Annotated in this window: 10 protein-coding genes; 5 read left to right on the top strand and 5 right to left on the bottom strand. The window is 73.2% G+C overall.

Annotation, left to right across the window (positions count from 1 at the left end; genetic code table 11):
* Positions 1-327: 327 nt before the first annotated feature.
* Positions 328-774: a cell division protein SepF gene (locus ABT345_RS25830; protein ID WP_345093424.1), complete on the top strand. Its 447-nt coding sequence runs from the start codon at positions 328-330 to the stop codon at positions 772-774.
* 169 nt (positions 775-943) lie between these two features.
* Here ABT345_RS25830 and ABT345_RS25825 read toward each other — a convergent pair whose 3' ends face one another.
* A complete protein-coding gene (locus ABT345_RS25825; protein ID WP_345093427.1) occupies positions 944-2,140 on the bottom strand; it encodes an acyl-CoA dehydrogenase family protein in 1,197 nt (398 codons plus the stop codon).
* Between the two features lie 137 nt (positions 2,141-2,277).
* Positions 2,278-3,900, bottom strand: a complete 1,623-nt coding sequence (locus ABT345_RS25820) for an MFS transporter (RefSeq protein WP_345093430.1) — start codon at positions 3,898-3,900, stop codon at positions 2,278-2,280.
* A 214-nt stretch (positions 3,901-4,114) separates the two neighbouring features.
* On the opposite strand from ABT345_RS25820, the gene ABT345_RS25815 reads away from it, so the two are divergent.
* Positions 4,115-5,305, top strand: coding sequence for a hypothetical protein (locus tag ABT345_RS25815; RefSeq protein ID WP_345093433.1), 1,191 nt, complete (start codon positions 4,115-4,117; stop codon positions 5,303-5,305).
* A 327-nt stretch (positions 5,306-5,632) separates the two neighbouring features.
* Positions 5,633-6,652 carry a phosphatase PAP2 family protein gene (locus ABT345_RS25810; RefSeq protein WP_345093436.1) on the top strand — a complete coding sequence of 340 codons (1,020 nt, stop codon included), beginning with the start codon at positions 5,633-5,635 and terminating at the stop codon, positions 6,650-6,652.
* A gap of 106 nt (positions 6,653-6,758) precedes the next feature.
* On the opposite strand, the gene ABT345_RS25805 is transcribed toward ABT345_RS25810, so the two are convergent.
* Positions 6,759-6,974, bottom strand: coding sequence for an I78 family peptidase inhibitor (locus tag ABT345_RS25805; RefSeq protein WP_345093439.1), 216 nt, complete (start codon positions 6,972-6,974; stop codon positions 6,759-6,761).
* 546 nt (positions 6,975-7,520) lie between these two features.
* On the opposite strand from ABT345_RS25805, the gene ctaD reads away from it, so the two are divergent.
* The gene (ctaD, locus tag ABT345_RS25800) at positions 7,521-9,203 is read left to right on the top strand and encodes an aa3-type cytochrome oxidase subunit I (protein ID WP_345093442.1); all 1,683 of its coding nucleotides are present in this window, start codon (positions 7,521-7,523) and stop codon (positions 9,201-9,203) included.
* Between the two features lie 7 nt (positions 9,204-9,210).
* On the opposite strand, the gene ABT345_RS25795 is transcribed toward ctaD, so the two are convergent.
* Entirely contained in the window at positions 9,211-10,107 is an 897-nt protein-coding gene (locus tag ABT345_RS25795; RefSeq protein WP_345093445.1) for a hypothetical protein, read from the bottom strand.
* On the bottom strand, positions 10,104-11,360 hold the full coding sequence (locus ABT345_RS25790) for a glycosyltransferase family 4 protein (protein ID WP_345093448.1): 1,257 nt from the start codon (positions 11,358-11,360) through the stop codon (positions 10,104-10,106). The genes ABT345_RS25795 and ABT345_RS25790 overlap by 4 nt, the downstream gene beginning before the upstream one ends.
* A 568-nt stretch (positions 11,361-11,928) precedes the next feature.
* Between ABT345_RS25790 and ABT345_RS25785 the strand changes: the two genes are divergently transcribed.
* Entirely contained in the window at positions 11,929-12,720 is a 792-nt protein-coding gene (locus tag ABT345_RS25785) for a DUF8842 C-terminal domain-containing protein (protein WP_345093450.1), read from the top strand.
* Positions 12,721-12,818 lie beyond the last annotated feature (98 nt).

The following is a 12,818-nucleotide window of genomic DNA, read 5'->3' as shown; positions in this document are numbered from 1 at the left end:
GTGTCGGTCACCCGATCATCTGCCCGGCTCCGGGGCGTTTTCCCGGGCCAGGGACATATGCCCTGGTCCCCCGCCGGAACCTACCGGGCGGTCGAAGAGGCTTCCCCCGGGCCACATGTCGACACCGTCCGCCGGCCGGGCCTATCGTGACTTCCGTCACCACGTCAGTTCCCGTCCCGCCCGCGGAAGCTGACAAGCCGCCACCCGCTCTGCACCAGATCTGTCACGAACCCCCCGTGCGGCGGCTATCCACTTGGCACACCCTCCGCCTCATGAAGGACCATAGGGGGGCGGACATACTGACACCGCGGGTGAGAGGAGGCGTCCATGGGATCGGTGCGCAAGGCGAGTGCCTGGCTTGGCCTCGTCGACGACAACGATGACGAGCGTTACTACGACGACGACTATGCCGAGGGGCCGGAGCACGGGACCCAGGGGACCGGCTCCTGGGTGACCGACCCGGGTCTGCGGGTGGCCGAGGCGCCCGCCGAGGACCACAGCACCCGCATCGCCACGGTCACCCCGGACGGCTTCGGCGACGCCCGCGGCATCGGTGAGCTGTTCCGCGGCGGCGTCCCGGTGATCGTCAACCTCACCGCGATGGAGTCGGGCGACGCCAAGCGTGTGGTGGACTTCGCCGCCGGTCTCGCCTTCGGGCTGCGCGGCTCGATCGAGCGGGTCGCCACCCGGGTCTTCCTCCTCACCCCGGCCGACTACCGCGTCGTCAGCGGGGAGACGCGGGACCGCAACGGCGGGTTCTTCAACCAGAGCTGACCGGGCGCGGGCCCGGTTCCGTCCGGCGGAGGGGAAGGCGGCAGGGACCGCCCCACCCTCCGCTTCTTGCTGTCCGGGCCGTGGACGGGCGCGGGGCGGGCACGGTGCGGACGGGGCGGACGCCAGGCCCGTGCCCGCGTCCGCCCCGCCCCGCCCCGCTCGGCCCGGCTCAGCGGAAGGCGTCCAGCCCGGTGAGCGCCTTGCCCAGCACCAGTTGGTGCATCTCGACGGTGCCCTCGTAGGTGAGCACCGACTCCAGGTTGGTGGCGTGCCGCATGACCGGGTACTCCAAGGAGATGCCGTTGGCGCCCAGGATGGTGCGGGCGGTGCGGCAGATCTCGATGGCCTCGCGGACGTTGTTGAGCTTGCCGAAGCTGACCTGCTCCGGGCGGAGCCGTCCGGCGTCCATCCGCTGCCCGAGGTGGTGGGCGAGGAGGATGCCCTTGTGCAGCTCGACGGCCATGTCGGCGAGCTTGGCCTGGGTGAGCTGGAAGCCGCCGATGGGCTTGCCGAACTGCTCGCGGGTGCGGCTGTACTCCAGCGCCGCCTCGAAGCTGGCGCGGGCGGCGCCCATGGAGCCCCAGACGATGCCGTAGCGGGCGTGGCTCAGGCAGCTGAGCGGGCCGCGCAGTCCGCGGACCTCGGGCAACGCCGCGTCGGCCGGGAGGCGGACGTCGTCCAGCACCAGTTCGCTGGTGACCGAGGCGCGCAGCGACCACTTGTGGTGGATCTCGGGGGCGGCGAAGCCGGGGGTGTCGGTGGGGACCACGAAGCCGCGGACGCCGTCGTCGGTGGCGGCCCAGACGACGGCGACGCCGGCGACCGAGCCGTTGGTGATCCACATCTTGCGGCCGTTCAGGATCCAGTCGGACCCGTCGCGGCGGGCGTGGGTGCGCATCCCGGCGGGGTCGGAGCCGTGGTCCGGTTCGGTGAGGCCGAAGCAGCCGATGACCTCGCCGGACGCCATCCGCGGCAGCCACTGCCGCTTCTGCTCCTCGGAGCCGAACCGGTGGATCGCGTACATGGCGAGCGAGCCCTGGACGGAGACGAGGGAGCGGATGCCGGAGTCGGCGGCCTCCAGCTCCAGGCAGGCCAGGCCGTACTGGACGGCGGAGGCGCCGGCGCAGCCGTAGCCGGTCAGGGACATGCCGAGGGCGCCGAGGGAGCCCAGTTCGCGGGCGAGGTCGCGGATGCCGGGGAGTTCGCCGCGCTCGTACCAGCCGGCGATGTGCGGCAGGACGCGGTCGGCGGCCCAGCGGCGGACGGTGTCGCGGACCGCGCGGTCCTCGTCGGTGAGCAGGTCGTCGAGGCCCAGCGGGTCACCCGCGTCGAAGGGCGGGAGCGGCGAGGAGGGCGTGGCGGACATGGCGGGGCCTCCGGCAGATCGGCGGAAAACTAGCAGTGGTAGTTACGGCGCGGTCCGACGGTACGGCGCACCCCGCCGCGCGGGCAAGAGCCACCGTGCGACGGGGTGTCGGGGAAGAGGGGAGGCGGGACGGGCCGTCAGCCGTGGCTGCGGGCGGCGGCGGGCTCGCTCTCCAGACCGGTGGCGCCCACGCCTTCGGCGCGCTCCGCGGAGTCCGCGGCGCGGCGCGGCAGCCGCAGGGCGATGGCCGCACCGGCCAGCAGCAGCACCGCGCTGGCGACGAGCGTGATGTGCAGTCCGCGCACGAAGGCGTCGCGCGCCACCACGCGCAGCGCCGCCCCGGCCGGACCGTCGAGCGCGGCCGCCACCTTGTACGCCTCACCGAGCGAGTGCGAGGCGGACGACGCCTCCCGCGCGGACACCCCGGCGACATGGCCGATGCCGGGGGCGTAGGCGGCGTTCATCACGCTGCCCAGCAGCGCGACGCCGATGCCCGCGCCGAGCTGGTAGGACGTCTCGCCGATGGCCGCCGCGCCGCCCGCCTGCTCCGGGGGCGCCTCGCTGAGCATCGACTCGTACGCGCCGAACAGCGTCGCCTGGAAGCCGAAGCCGAGGAGGACGAAGCAGGCGGAGAGCAGCCAGAAGCGGTCGTGGGAGCTCATCGCGGTCAGGCAGAGCACCGCACCGGCGGTGAGCACGAAACCGCAGGAGACCATCGTGCGCGGGCCGAGGACCTGGAGGATCCGGGAGCCGGTCAGGCCCGCCGCCATCGCCGCGAAGACCAGCGGGAGCATCCGCAGTCCGGTCTGCAGCGGCGAGAGTCCGAGGACGAGCTGGAGGTACTGCACGGCTATCAGCTGGAGGCCGACCAGCGCCAGCATCGCCAGCACGATGCAGCCGACGGAGGTGCCGAACGCCGACCGGGCGAAGAGCCGCATGTCGATCAGCGGATGCTCCCGGCGGTGTTGCCGCCGGACGAAGAGCACCAGCAGCAGCAGGCCCAGCACGATCGGGCCGAGGGTGGTCGCCCCGAGGACGGCGGTGCCGCCGCCGATCCGCTTGACGCCGAGGACGACACCGAGGACGCCGAGCGCCGCGATCACCGCGCCGACCACGTCCCAGGGGCCGTTGCGCTCGCCCCGGGACTCGGGCAGCAGCCAGCGGCCGATCAACAGCATGACCAGCATCATCGGGACGTTGATCAGGAAGACCGAGCCCCACCAGAAGTTCTCGACGAGGAAGCCGCCGAGGACCGGTCCGACCGCCGCGCCCACCGCGGCGACCGCGCTCCACACCCCGATGGCGACGGCCCGCTCCCGGCGGTCGGGGAAGACCTGCCGCAGGATCGACAGCGTGGCCGGCATGATCATGGCGCCGCCGATGCCGAGCAGCGCCCGCGCCGTCATCAGCACCTGCGGATTGGGCGCCAGCGCCGCGAGCGCCGATGCCGCGCCGAACAGGCCGTAGCCCAGCAGCAGGATCCGGCGCCGCCCGACCCGGTCGCCGAGCGTGCCGAAGAGGATCAGCAGCGACGCCGCGATCAGCGGATAGACGTCGACGATCCACAGCAGCTCCACCGGCCCGGGACGCAGGTCCTCGGTGACGGAGGGCACGGCCACGTACAGGATCGTGGTGTCCAGCGCGACGAACAGCAGGCTGACGCAGAGCACGATCAGCACGGTCCAGCGGTTCGCGCCCCCACCGGGGAGCCGGGGAACGCCGGCCGTCCGTCCCGTGCCGGACGGGCTCGTCCCGGTCATGCACGTACCTCCCTGTCAGGCACTCGCGGCCGCGGACCGGGGCACGAAAAAGCCCCGGGTCGAACCGGCGGCACGGGCGAGTTGAGACGTCAGACTACGCGAGTGGGCAGCGGTGCCGTGAGGCTCACCTCCTGATGAGACGCGTATCGCAGCGCCCGCAGTTGCCTCCCCGGGGGCGACGCGGCGCCCGCCGGGCACCTGGATAATCGTCCGGATGAACGATCTCGCCTCGGCCGCCGCCCCCGGTCGGACGCTGTGCCGCCCCGCCGTCCGGGCCGCGCTGCGCCGCGCGCTGCCGGGGCTCGCGGCCTTCGCGGCGATCCGGCTGCTGGGCTGGGCGGTCCTCGCCGTCTGGTCCGCCGCGCGGGGCACGAGCTGGCACACGCTGCTCACCGCCCGCTGGGACTCGCTCTGGTACACCCGCGTCGCGGAGCTGGGCTACGGCTACACCGTGGCGCTCCCCGACGGCGGCACCCACTCCAACCTCGCCTTCTTCCCGCTGCTGCCGTGGCTGGAGCGGCTGGGCTCGGCGCTCACCCCGCTCTCCCCCGCCGATGCCGGGATGGCCGTCGCCTGGCTCTCCTCCCTCGCCGCCGCGTGGGCGCTCTACGCGACGGGCGAGCGGCTGTACGGGCCGCGGGCCGGGGTCGCGCTGGCCGCGCTGTGGGGTGCGCTGCCGATCGGCATCGTGCAGTCGATGGCGTACTCCGAGTCGCTGTTCACCGCCCTCGCGGCATGGGGCGTCTACGCGGCGTGGACCGGGCGGTGGGTGTGGGCCGGGGCGCTGGCGTCGCTGGCCGGGCTGACCCGGCCGGTCGGCGTCGCCGTGGTCGCGGCCGTGTGGCTGACCGCCGGGGCGGCGCTGCTGGCAGACCGGGCGGGCGGCGCCACGCTGCGGTCGAGCCTGGCGCGGCGCCGCGGGCTGGTGACCGGCGTGCTGCTGGCGCCGCTCGGCTGGTGCGGCTACTTCCTGTGGGTCGGCGCGCAGCAGCACAGCCTCACCGGCTATCTCGACGTCCAGGGCGCCTGGGGCAACGGCTTCGACGGCGGCTACGCCTTCGGCCGCTTCCTGTGGGGTCTGCTGTCCGGCCCCGGCTGGGCCGGCGGCCTCGGGCTGACCGCCGGGGTCGCGCTCGTCCTCGTCCTCTACGCGGCGGGGGTGCGCCGGGGGCAGCCGCTGCCGCTGCTCACCTACTGCGGGGTGGTGGTGTTCCTGGCGCTGACCGCGAAGGGCTTCTTCGGCTCCAAGCCGCGGCTGATGCTCCCGGCGTACCCGCTGCTGCTGCCGCTCGCCGCGGGCCTCGCCCGGTGGCGTCCGCTGCGGGCCGGGCTGCTGATCGGCGCGGTGGCGGTGGGCTCGGCGCTCTACGGGGCGTTCTGGCTCAACGGCACCGGCCCCCCGTGAGCGGCCCGCGGGCGAGGAGCGCGAGCGAGGGACGCGGCCGCCCGCACCGGCCCTCCGTGACCGGACGGACCCGCTCCGTGACCGGTCCGGCGCCGGGAAACGGCGGGCGACGTCCGTGCCGCACGGAGATAAACAGCCGTGACGAAAAGCAGATAAAGCCCTGGACGGAGTGTGGCGAAGCGGATCGGACGGGAATCCGATTCTCCGTTAATTCGGTTCCGATTCCCCGCCGCCCGGCGACTTACCGCGCGCATTCCACATCACATCGTCATTACAAAGCGCACGGTCTGACCAGGTGCCTACATCACACGCGGTAACGTCGATTGAGTGCGTACCGATGACAAGCTGGACCAGAGGGAGGGGCACCCGCCCGATCGCGCCCGACCACGCATGACCCCGACCCGCCAATGGCTGTTCTGGGGCACGCTGGCGGTGTATCTCGTGATCGTGGCCGGGGTGCTGGCCTCCACATGGCTGGTCACCTTCGACTGGCAGGTCATGTTCTTCCGGCCCTACAAGCAGTGGCCGTCGATCCATGCCTTCCTCGACTACTTCGTCGTGCTGGGCCAGCGCGGCCCCACGGCGGTGGCCGTGGCGGCATGGCTGGGCTGGCGCTGCTGGCGCCAGCGCAACCTCCACCCGCTGCTGGTCCTCGGCGCCTCGCTGCTGCTGCTGAACATGACGGTGGGCGCCGCGAAGATCGGCATGGGCCGCCTGGGACCGCACTACGCGACGGCCGTCGGCTCCAACGAGATGTGGCTCGGCGGCGATATATTTCCGTCCGGGCACACCGCGAACGCCGTGGTCACCTGGGGGGTGCTGGCGTATCTGGCGACCACGTCGCTGCGCCGCCGGACCCTGTCGGTGATCGCCGCGCTGGGCGCGCTGGGCGTCGGCATGACGACCGTCTACCTCGGTACGCACTGGGTCAGCGACGTGCTGCTGGGCTGGGCCGCCGGGCTGCTGGTGCTGCTGGCGCTGCCCTGGATCGAGCCGGGGATCATCTGGGTGGAGGACCGCCTGATGGGGATCATCCTGCGGCTGTGGCTGCGGCTGCGCCCCGATTCGCTGCGCGGCCCGCTCCCGGCCCCCGCCGGGCTCTCGCCGCAGCGCGTCACCCCCGAGGGCGAGGCGGTACGGCACGATGCCGTCCCCGCCGGCCCGACGGCACGCAGCGGCGCCCCCCGCACGCCGGACGGACGCACGCACCACCCGGCGCGGCCGCACGCCTCCCGCGCGGAGCGGGCGCCGGTCACCCCGGCGGGCAGCCGCCGGCCGCCGCACGCCGACCGTCTGCCCCGCACCACGCCGCTGAGCCCGGTCACCGGGCGCGGCCCGGGCGGCTGAGCCGCCGCCCGTCCGCGGGGCCGGTACGCACATCCCGCAGCCCCGCACCGAAGGCCCCGGCCGCTCCCGTGAGCGGCCGGGGCCTTCGTCGTCCGCGGGCGGCTCCTCACCCCCGCCAGCTGCGCCGCACCCGGCCGTCCTCGACCTCGAAATTGAGCCGTCCGGCGCGGTACTCCATGGTGATCAGCGCGCCCGGCGGCAGCGAGCGGACGGTGCTCCAGCCGCGGCCGCCGGCGCGCTCCTCGGCCTCCTGCCGGGCGAGGCCGACGTAGGCCTCAGGGTCGTCGTCGGGTTCGTTCGAAAGCTGTGGTTCGGGTGCCATGGGGGTCACGGTAGGCGCCCGCGGCGGCACACGGAAGGGTGTTCGGTTCCGCGCTCCGGTCTCCTCACGGTCTTTCATTGGTCACACTTGTGTCACGGCCAAGGTCTCGGCGTTTGCGGTAACGTCCGTCACTCTTTCGCGCCGTACACCGGCGCATCCGGGTGGAAAACAAAGCATCCGCCATTGCGCCGGGCGCGAATTCCGGACACCCCGCGCACACCCTTTACCCGGAAGGGTGAAGCCGGTCGGAATTACCCCTGGTCCGCGCCGTGGATTCCCGGCAGCCGGACGAATTTCCCGGCCGCGCCCGGCCGGGAAATGAGACACATTCCACACACAGTTTTCGCACATCGGTCGCTCCGGCGGCCGGCGGACCGTCCGTCCCTCCCGTGCCGGCCCCGGCGGCGGCACGGGGAAGCGGGTGAATCGCCCGGAGCGGACCGGAGCGCCCCCTCGCTCCGCCCGGACCCCGCGCGCATCATGTGGCGGTCTCCCGGTCCGGCCGCCGTCCGGCTCCGGTCCGCCCCGACGAACGAGGTGCCGCGCATGGGAACCGACACCGCAGCCGCGCTCCCGCAGATCCCGGCGCGGCACCGCGGGCGGGTGCTGGCCGATTGGCTGTCGACGACGGACCACAAGAAGATCGGGCATCTCTACCTGATCACGTCGTTCGGGTTCTTCCTGGTAGGCGGGGTGCTGGCGCTGGTGATGCGCGCCGAGCTGGCCCGCCCGGGGCTCCAGCTGATCAGCGCCGAGCAGTACAACCAGGCGTTCACCATGCACGGCACGATCATGCTGCTGCTCTTCGCCACCCCGGCGTTCGCGGGCTTCGCCAACGAGATCATGCCGCTCCAGATCGGCGCGCCGGACGTCGCCTTCCCCCGGCTGAACGCGCTGGCGTACTGGTTCTACCTCTTCGGCGGGCTGATGGTGCTCGGCGCGTTCCTCACGCCGGACGGCGGCCCGGCCTTCGGCTGGACCGCGTACGCGCCGCTGAACTCCGCCTTCCACTCCCCCGGCGTCGGTCCCGACCTGTGGGTGATGGGGCTGGCGCTGGCCGGGTTCGGGACGATTTTGGGCTCGGTCAACTTCATCACCACGATCATCATGCTGCGGGCGCCGGGCATGACGATGTTCCGGATGCCGGTGTTCACCTGGAACATCCTCTTCACGTCGGTGCTGGCGCTGATGGCGTTCCCGGTGCTGGCGGCGGCGCTGCTGGTGCTGGAGGCGGACCGGCGCTTCGGGGCGGTCGTCTTCGAGCCGCAGTGGGGCGGGGCGCTGCTGTGGCAGCACCTCTTCTGGTTCTTCGGGCACCCGGAGGTCTACATCATCGCGCTGCCGTTCTTCGGCATCATCACCGAGATCATCCCGGTCTTCTCCCGCAAGCCGGTCTTCGGCTACGTCATGCTGATCGGCGCCACCATGGCGATCACCGCGCTGTCGGTGATGGTCTGGGCGCACCACATGTTCGCCACCGGCGCGGCGTTGCTGCCGTTCTTCTCGCTGATGTCGTTCCTGATCGCGGCGCCGACGGGGGTGAAGTTCTTCAACTGGATCGGCACCATGTGGCACGGCTCGCTGTCGTTCGAGACGCCGATGCTCTGGTCGGCCGGGTTCCTGGTGAGCTTCCTCTTCGGCGGGCTGACCGGCGTCATCCTCGCCTCGCCGCCGCTGGACTTCCACGTCACCGACACCTACTTCGTCGTCGCCCACTTCCACTACGTGGTCTTCGGGACGGTGGCGTTCGCGACGTTCGCCGGCTTCTACTTCTGGTGGCCGAAGTTCACCGGCAAGCTGCTGGACGAACGGCTCGGGAAGATCCACTTCTGGACGCTCTTCACCGGCTTCCACCTCACCTTCCTCGTCCAGCACTGGCTGGGCGCCGAGGGCATGCCGCGCCGCTACGCCGACTACCTCGCGGCCGACGGCTTCACCGCCCTCAACACGCTCTCCAGCATCGGCTCGTTCCTGCTCGGCGCCTCCACGCTGCCGTTTCTCTACAACGTCTGGCACACCGCCCGCTACGGCACCCGCACCGCGCTGGACGACCCGTGGGGCTTCGGGCGCTCCCTGGAGTGGGCGACGTCCTGCCCGCCGCCGCGGCACAACTTCACCACCCTGCCGCGCATCCGCTCGGAGTCGCCCGCCTTCGACCTGCACCACCCGGAGGTGGCCGCCGAAGCCGCCCGGCGGGACCCGGCCCGGCACGGCGGGACCGAGGCCTGACGCAGCGTCAGTCGGTGGTCTCCGGGCCCGCGACCCGCAGCGCCAGATCGTTGTCGAGCGTGTAGTACGGGCCGACGTGGACCTCCGTGCCGGCCACCGGGACCGGCTTCGCGGGGTAGGCGAAGATCTGCTTCTTGTCCGCGACGTCGTCCAGCAACCGGCCGATCCGCACCGGCGGCGCGCCCTCGGCGGGCACCAGCCACAGATCCCACGGCTCGGCGCCGCCGCGCCAGTGTCCGGCGGGGCCGGCGTAGTCCAGCGTGAAGGAGAAGCGGGCGCCGTCGGCGGTGAGCGGGACGGTGACGGTGGCGCCCGGGCCCGCGGTGCGGCGGGCCCGGGCCTCCACATGGGCGCCCGCACCGGGCAGCGCGCCGTAGAGCCGCCCCTCGACGGTCATGCCCGCGCGCTCCACCAGGATGTCCCCGGCCTCGGCGTGCGGCCCGCGCAGCCAGCTGCGCAGCGCCAGATTGCCGAGCTTGGTGGTGTACGGGATGCGGACGCCGAGGCGGCCGATGCCGGCGAGCGGGCGGCGGTCCACCAGGGAGCGCAGATCGTTCAGACCGGGCAGCAGGCGGCGCGGGGCGTGGCCGTCGCCGAGGTCGGCGTAGACCTGCCAGCGGCCCTCGGCGAGCGCGACGGTGCTGGGGAGGACGGCGCGCAGCCCGCCCGCGCCGTCCGGCCCGAGCGGCAGCCGCACCTCCTCGGCGTCCGCGCCGCGCAGCCGCAGCACCAGCGCCGCGCTCCAGGTGGTGCGGACGTCCGGCGGGGCGGCCAGATCGAAGGTCAGGCCGCCCGCGGAGTCGGCGATGCAGTCGGCGGTCAGCCCGGGCGGGGCGTCGTCGGTGCCGGAGGCCGCCGGCGGACGGCCGGAGCCCGCGGCGGGCGGTCGCGTCGAGGTGTTCATACCGTCCGCACCCCTCTCAGCGCGGCGCTCGCCGCGTCCTTGGTGGCGTAGGCGCCGCTCAGCAGGGCGCCGCGGGTCCGGTGCAGCGCGCAGCGCAGGCGGTTGCTCCGCTTCTCCTCCAGCAGCTGCCCGAAGAGGGTTTCGTAGCGCGCGGCGATCCGGGCGGGGTCGAAGCGGGCGGCGGCGGTGAGCGCGGCGCGGCCCATCCGGCGGCGCCCGGCGTCGTCGTTGATCAGGGAGAGCAGGGCCCCGGCCAGCGCGCCGGGGTCGCCCACCGGGACGAGTCTGCCGTCCACGCCGTCGTCGATGATCTCGCCGGGGCCGTGCGGGCAGTCGGTGGCGACGACGGGCAGACCGCAGCGCATCGCCTCGACGATCGTCATGCCGAAGGACTCCAGGCTGGAGGAGACCGCGGCGATCGAGCCCTTGGCCCACTCCGTCTCCAGGGGGTTGGCCGGGCCCATCAGGAAGACGTGGTTGTAGAGGCCCAGCTCGTCGATGAGCGCGCGCAGCGCGGCCTTCTCGGAGCCGCCGCCGTAGATCCGCAGCCGCCAGTCCGGGCGGGCGGCCGCGACCTCGGCGAACGCGCGGATCAGCACGTCGTACCGCTTGACGCGGGCCAGCCGCCCGGCCGCCACGACCCACTTGCCACTCGCGTCGGCCGGCGCGAGACCGGGCGCGGGCACGCTGTTGGGCACGGCCTCGACGCGGACGCCGGGCAGCCGCAGGCGGCGGTAGGCGGCGGCGTCCGCCTCGGTGACGGTGGTGAGCGCGTCCAGGCGCGGGTAGACGCCGCGCAGCGCGAGGCGCAGCGCCCGGCTGTGGGAGTCGAGCGTGAGGTGCTCCTGGCCGACGCGGACCACGCCGCGGCGGGTCTGCCGGGCGATGTGGACGTTGAGACCGGGGCGGGTGCCGACGACGAGGTCCGCCTCGATCCGGCGCAGATGCCGGGCGATCCGCCGGTCGGTCAGCTCGCTGTACTGGCCGAAGCGGCCCTCGGCGGCGGGGAAGACCTTGGCCGCCCGGGCGAAGGCCGGGTCCTTGCCGTCGTAGGCGGGGCTGTCCTCGCGGAGGTCCACGAGATGGCGCAGCCGGACGCCGGGGCCGAGGCCGAGGACGGGGGTGTCGCGGTGGCGCAGGACGGAGACGATCTCGACGTCATGGCGCGCGGAGAGGGCGTGGGCGAGGTTGAACGTCGTGCGGATCGTGCCGCCGATGCCGTACGCGTTGTGAATCAGGAATGAGATCTGCATCCGTCCCGTATCCCCTGGCTTCCCGGTCGCCCTTGTGCCTGATCGTGTCGTCGAGGGTCCCGCCCCACCGGGCGGGCGGCACCGCCACGGCGACGCTCCCGCCCGGGCACCGGGGCCCGCGCATCCTTCAGGAGGTCGTCGTGCATCCGACTCCTGAACGGTTGGACCGAGCGGAACGGTTCCGGGTTGAGGGCTTATGCCAACTTGTTCCGCGAAAGTTAGGCCATCGGTAGCGATATGACGGAACCTGCGGCGCGGATTCCGCATCTCCGGGGGTCGCGGTCCGGGATGGCCACGGGGACGCACCTCGGCTCCGGGGGCGCCCGCGGCAGGGCGGGCACGGCGCTCCCGTCCCGCCCCGGGGCACCTCAACAGGCCGGAGGGCTGGCGCCCGGCGACCGTTTTCGGTACTCCATTCCCGTGTGCGGTGATCGGTTCGATTCCGTGCCGGTCCGCGCGTGACTCCGGCCACCGCTCACCCGTTGTCCATGTCGGCGAGCCGGGACGACACCCGGCCCCGTACGAGCCGGGGTCCCCCGGCACCCACAGACAGATCGAGGAGCCACCCGTGCCGCGCATGCTCGACGTCAGCAACGACGTTCGCGCCGAGATCGGCGACGAAGAGGCCGACCGCCTGCTGGCCGGTGGAGACGCCCCCGGCAACTACGACTGCACCTCCTGCCGCACCCCGGGCGACAGCGAGCAGGAGCGCACCAGCACCGTCCTGTTCGTCGGCGAGGAGACCGCGGTGCTCGCCTTCGCCCACGCCACCTGCATCCCCTCGCAGGTCGTATCGGTCTCGGAGGAGCAGCTCAAGGGCGCCGTCCAGTCCATCAACGCCGCCCAGCAGTCCGGGACGGCGCCCACCCGCCCGGTCCCGGTGAGCGAGCGTCAGGCGACGCTCGGGATCACCTGCGGGCTGGTGCTGGTGGCCGGTGAGCTGCGGGCGGCGCTGGTCGTCGAGCCCGACGGCCCGATCGCCCGCCCCGGTTCGGTCAGCCTGGACGACGACTTCCTGCCGCTCCTGCTGGAGCAGGGCTTCCACCGGGTCACCGATGTGGACGTGCTGCCCGCGCCCAACCCGGGCTGGTCGGCGCTGCTGGCCATGGGCAAGCTGCACGCCGTGCTGCAGCCGGGCAACACCGGCAGCCAGGCCGCCTGGTGGCAGGCGCACCAGCCGCTGGCCGTGTCCGACGGCTGGCGCGCCGCCGCCGGCAAGTCGCAGTCGGTGCTGATGTACGCCGCGCCGTCCGGCGCCATCGGCCATCAGCCGCGGGAGGACCTGATGCGCCAGGCGATGGAGAAGGCCGCGGCCCAGGGCGTGCTGGTCGCCGGCGAGATGCCGCTGGCCGGCACCTGAGCCCCAAAACCCCGCGATCGCGGGGGTGTTCCCGCCGCACCGCACGGGAACGCCCCCGCGATCCGTCATTTCCGGACCCAAGCCGCATCCCCGGCGTT

Origin of the sequence: Streptomyces sp. NPDC000404, assembly GCF_040300365.1 — a bacterium.
Lineage (GTDB): Bacteria > Actinomycetota > Actinomycetes > Streptomycetales > Streptomycetaceae > Streptomyces > Streptomyces ramulosus.
This window is presented reverse-complemented; position numbering and strand designations above follow the sequence as displayed.

Coding starts and splice junctions, on each gene's coding strand:
- ABT345_RS25830 (WP_345093424.1), top strand. CDS start 328: ATGGGATCGGTGCGCAAGGCGAGTGCCTGGCTTGGCCTCGTCGACGAC.
- ABT345_RS25825 (WP_345093427.1), bottom strand. CDS start 2,140: ATGTCCGCCACGCCCTCCTCGCCGCTCCCGCCCTTCGACGCGGGTGAC.
- ABT345_RS25820 (WP_345093430.1), bottom strand. CDS start 3,900: ATGACCGGGACGAGCCCGTCCGGCACGGGACGGACGGCCGGCGTTCCC.
- ABT345_RS25815 (WP_345093433.1), top strand. CDS start 4,115: ATGAACGATCTCGCCTCGGCCGCCGCCCCCGGTCGGACGCTGTGCCGC.
- ABT345_RS25805 (WP_345093439.1), bottom strand. CDS start 6,974: ATGGCACCCGAACCACAGCTTTCGAACGAACCCGACGACGACCCTGAG.
- ctaD (WP_345093442.1), top strand. CDS start 7,521: ATGGGAACCGACACCGCAGCCGCGCTCCCGCAGATCCCGGCGCGGCAC.
- ABT345_RS25795 (WP_345093445.1), bottom strand. CDS start 10,107: ATGAACACCTCGACGCGACCGCCCGCCGCGGGCTCCGGCCGTCCGCCG.
- ABT345_RS25790 (WP_345093448.1), bottom strand. CDS start 11,360: ATGCAGATCTCATTCCTGATTCACAACGCGTACGGCATCGGCGGCACG.